The organism is Candidatus Methylomirabilota bacterium (genome assembly GCA_036005065.1).
Taxonomy (GTDB): Bacteria; Methylomirabilota; Methylomirabilia; order Rokubacteriales; family DASRDR01; genus DASYQW01.
On the sequence record DASYQW010000238.1, the window covers coordinates 1 to 2227 of the forward strand.

Annotated in this window: 3 protein-coding genes; all 3 read right to left on the reverse strand. The window is 72.2% G+C overall.

Features of this window, described 5'->3' with window-relative positions:
• Positions 1-119 (reverse strand): alanine racemase (locus VGW35_17340; GenBank protein ID HEV8309427.1); only part of this gene is annotated, 119 nt, incomplete at its 3' end.
• On the reverse strand, positions 119-1645 hold the full coding sequence (locus VGW35_17345) for an NAD(P)H-hydrate dehydratase (protein ID HEV8309428.1): 1527 nt from the start codon (positions 1643-1645) through the stop codon (positions 119-121). The genes VGW35_17340 and VGW35_17345, both read right to left, overlap by 1 nt.
• On the reverse strand, positions 1642-2022 hold the full coding sequence (locus tag VGW35_17350; protein ID HEV8309429.1) for a holo-ACP synthase: 381 nt from the start codon (positions 2020-2022) through the stop codon (positions 1642-1644). The genes VGW35_17345 and VGW35_17350 overlap by 4 nt, the downstream gene beginning before the upstream one ends.
• Positions 2023-2227: the final 205 nt, after the last annotated feature.

The following is a 2227-nucleotide window of genomic DNA, read 5'->3' on the forward strand; positions in this document are numbered from 1 at the left end:
TGACCGTAACCGTCGCCCTTGACCACAGCCATGAGCTCGGCGCCGGGTGGCTTGAGGAGCCGAACGTTGTGGCGGATGGCGTCCAGGTCCACCTCGACGACCGTTGGACGGTACCGGATCACCGGCCAAGGACCTCCGCGACGGCACCCGGCACGCGCGAAAGGACGTCACCCGCCGTGGCGCCCTCGCCCTTCTCCGCTCCCGCGAGCGCGCCGGCGATCCCGTGGAGGTAGGCACCGGCCGTGGCCGCGTCGAGCGGCGCCAGGCCCCGGGCGATCAGCCCGGCGATCATCCCTGTCAATACGTCGCCCGTCCCGCCGGTGGCCAGGGAGGGCCCGCCGGTGGTGTTGATCCGAACCCTCCCGTCGGCCGAGGCGATCACGGTCCGGCTCCCCTTCAACAGGACGGTGGCCTGGACGTCGGACGCGAGCTTTCGAGCGTGGCCCACCCGGTCGACACCAACGTCCGCCGCGGTGATCCCGGCCAACCTGGCGAACTCGCCCGCGTGCGGCGTGAGCACAGCCTCCGCGCGGCGGTCGGCGAGCTCGGCGGCCCTGCCGGTGAAGGCGTTCAAGCCGTCGGCGTCGACCACGATCGGCACGGGACATGACCGGACGAACGACCGGATGAACGAGGTGGTCTCCTCGTCGGTGGTCATCCCGGGACCGATGGCGACGGCGTCGGCCGAGCGCACCACCTCGTCCAGGCGATCGGCCGGCCCGGCCACCGTCCCCGCGTCCGTCGCCGGCAGCGGGATGAAGGTGGTCTCCCGGAGCGCCGTCTGCACCACCGGCAGGATGCCCTCCGGCACGGCCACGCTGACCAGCCCCGCACCGACCCGGTACGCGGCCTCGCCCATCAGGCTCACGGCCCCGGTCATCAACCTCGACCCGCCGATCACCATCACGACGCCGGCGTCCCGCTTATGCGTGTCCGGCGGCCGGGTGGGCAACATGGCCGCCACGTCCTCGCCCTCGGTCAGCCCCACGTCGGCTCGCAGGAGGTCGGTGGGGAACCCGATGTCGACCACTTGGACCAGGCCGGCGTGCAGCGCGCCTGGAAGGAGCACGATCCCGAGCTTTGCCGCCCCGAAGGTGACGGTCACGTCGGCCGTCACCGCGCGGCCTTCCACCGACCCGGTCTCGCCGTTCACGCCCGAGGGGATGTCCACGGCCACCACGGGCCCGCCCCAATCGTTCAACCCCGCGATGGCGCGCTCCCAGTCGCCCTCAGGAGACCCGCGGAAGCCGGTGCCGAAGATGGCGTCGACTGCGACGTCGGCCCGGCCCAGCTCGCGCGCCAGCGTGGCCCGCGAGAACGGCCGGACGCGCGCGTCGGTCTCGACCAGCTGCCGGAAGCTCGTCGCCGCCGGTTGTTTGAGCGACTCGGGCGGCTCGAGCATCACAACCGATGTGCGGATCCCCCATCGCCCCAGGTGACGCGCGGCCACCAGTCCATCGCCACCGTTGTTCCCCTTGCCGCACAGGACGACGGCGCGCCGGCCGGAGACGCCGCCGGCGACCGCCGTGGCTGCTCGAGCCACCTCCCAGCCGGCCCGCTCCATCAGGCTCGCGGCATCGATGCCTCGGGCCTGGCTTTCGCGATCGAGGATCGCGGCCTCCGCCGGCGTGAGGACCGGCTTCACCGGGCCACCGCGACGGCGAACGCCACGGCGAGCGCGCGCTCGTGGGTGAAAGTGATGAGGACCTGCGAGATGCCCCCCGCGTCGGCTCGTACCTTCGCATTGCCCGCGAGGATTATCGACGGCGCGCCGCTCGGATGCCGGCTCACGCTGATGTCCTGCCACCGCTTGCCCCGGTAGCCGCCGAGGGCCTTGATCACCGCCTCCCGCGCGGCGAACCGCGCCGCGTAGGACTCGGCCGGCCTGGCCTTCGCATCGCAGTACGCGCGCTCCTCCGGAGTGAACACCCGTTCCCGCATCGTCGTGTGGCGGGCCAGGGCCCGCTCCATCCGGTCGATCTCGCACACGTCCACACCCAGCCCGATGATCTCCACGGCCATAGGGTAGCCCCCGGTCCGGCCGGGGCGCCTACTCGACGGTGACGGACTTGGCCAGGTTGCGGGGCTGATCCACGTCACAGCCCCGAAGCTTCGCGATGTGGTACGCGAGGAGTTGCAACGGCACGGTCACCACCACTGGCGCCAGCAGCTCGGGGGTGCGTGGCACGAACACCACGTGCTGCGCGATCTCCCCGATGCGGTCGTC

Coding starts and splice junctions, on each gene's coding strand:
- VGW35_17350 (HEV8309429.1), bottom strand. CDS start 2,022: ATGGCCGTGGAGATCATCGGGCTGGGTGTGGACGTGTGCGAGATCGAC.